This is a genomic window from Novosphingobium aquae, from assembly GCF_037572715.1.
In the GTDB taxonomy this organism is placed as follows: Bacteria; Pseudomonadota; Alphaproteobacteria; order Sphingomonadales; family Sphingomonadaceae; genus Novosphingobium; species Novosphingobium aquae.
Window position 1 is genome coordinate 1 of sequence record NZ_JBBHJY010000022.1, and the last position, 1782, is coordinate 1782.

At 57.8% G+C, this 1782-nt stretch carries 1 protein-coding gene; it reads right to left on the reverse strand.

Features of this window, described 5'->3' with window-relative positions:
- Positions 1-21 precede the first annotated feature (21 nt).
- Positions 22-1761 (reverse strand): GGDEF domain-containing protein, encoded by a 1740-nt coding sequence (locus tag WG900_RS20065; protein ID WP_339970146.1) that lies wholly within the window; start codon positions 1759-1761, stop codon positions 22-24.
- Positions 1762-1782 lie beyond the last annotated feature (21 nt).

A 1782-nucleotide genomic window follows, 5' to 3' on the forward strand; every position in this document is an offset into this window, starting at 1 on the left:
CGGTGCCCCGTCGGAAATCGTTCACGCGGCGAGGGAAAGCCGTGCTCGGCCGCTATTCTTGGCTTTGTAAAGTGCCCTGTCAGCATTTTGCATCGCAGTATCGACGCTTCCGTCGATAGCAGCGATCCCGGCGCTGGTCGTCACTGAAACCTTGTCGTGTCTCCAGTCGATTTGAAGACTGGCAATTGCATCCAGCACGCGTTGGCAAATTGCCTCGGCCTGTTCGATGGAAGCGCCGGGCAATAGCAGAGCAAACTCTTCGCCTCCCACCCTCGCAAGCGTATCGCCAACGCGGATCGCTTCGAGAGCTGCGGTAGCCAGTTCCCTCAGAACCCAATCTCCCGCAGCCTGACCGTGGCTGTCATTAACCGCCTTGAAGTGATCGATGTCCAGCAGGGCGATGCAGCCGCCGACGCGGGAAGTCACGACCTTGGATGCCTCATCGAAGAATGCACGGCGGTTGAGCAAACGGGTCAACATGTCTGTTCTTGCCGCCGCCGATAATTCGCTTTCAAGCAGCTTTCGGCCTGTGGTTTCTCGAATGGTACCGACCACACCGTTAGGAATTCCATGCTCGTCGACCGTAGCTCGGCCGCAGGTCTCGAACCACCTGCAGCGACCGTCTCCGGTGATGCCAATATACTCGAAAACGACCGGGATGCCGTGACTTCGCAGCATCTGACCGTGCCGCTCTCGTGCAATCGCGTGGAAATCCGGGTCGATCAGATCCAGCGCCGAACTTCCCACCAGCGCTTCAGGGCTCAGTGCAACGTAATTGCGAATGGAAGGTGAGACATAGGTGAAGCGCCCAGCGCGATCGAGCGACATGACAATGTCAGTCACGTTCTCGGTGACCAGCCTGTACCGTTCTTCGCTCTGTTTCAGCTTCGCAGTAACATCGCGCTGCGCGGTCAATGAGGCTGCTACAGGCAAAAGCGTCAGTTCAGTGGCAGCCAGATAGATCTGGAATATCTGGGTCGCTGCGACTGGTGATCCATGGATCAATGCCACCGGCCCCAATCCGCGGGCCGTGAGTATCCCCCCGATTACAGCAACCAGAGCAGTACCAAGAGCTGCTCCTGGATATCCGGTGCGATGGACGAACACAACCAGAGCCAGCACCGGGATGAATAGCAATGGATAGCTGAACTGCGAGAACGTTGCCCACGTCGAAGCGATGACCAACAGCAACAGTGCAAAGTCCAGAACCTGGTTCCGCCGCATTGCGATCCGGATCCAACTCTCGATCGATCCGCGCATCCAGTGAAGAAACACCGGGGCGAAAGTCAGCATTCCGAGGCTATGTCCGATCAGCCAGTTCGTTAAATTCCCAAAGAAAGGCGTGTCTGTGGCAAGCGTTGCCACGAAAGCGCCAGGCAGAGCCGTCGCAGCCGGACCGATGATACAAGCAACAACGAGGAAGGCCGCCATCGACGAACCGGTATAGGAACCACGCCACCCTTCGCGCCGGAAGAGCATGGCGACCAATGCTGCCTCGAACACATTGATGACAGCCAGCGGCCCTGCCGCAAACCACCCCAGTCCAAACCAACCGGTTGCCAGGAATGAGGCAAATCCGGCGATCAGAAGAAGCGTTGGCCATTGCTTTGTTGGCGCGCAATGCAGCCTTGCTGTCAGCAGGGCCGATGCGACCCACACCAATGCGACACCGCCCCCAAACCGCGTCAAGGCAATCGATGCCGCAGCGCTGAGGAAGTAAGCGAGACCGAAAATCAGAATCATAATGGTTTTGCGACCCATGGAATCCGACTAGGTCTGCGG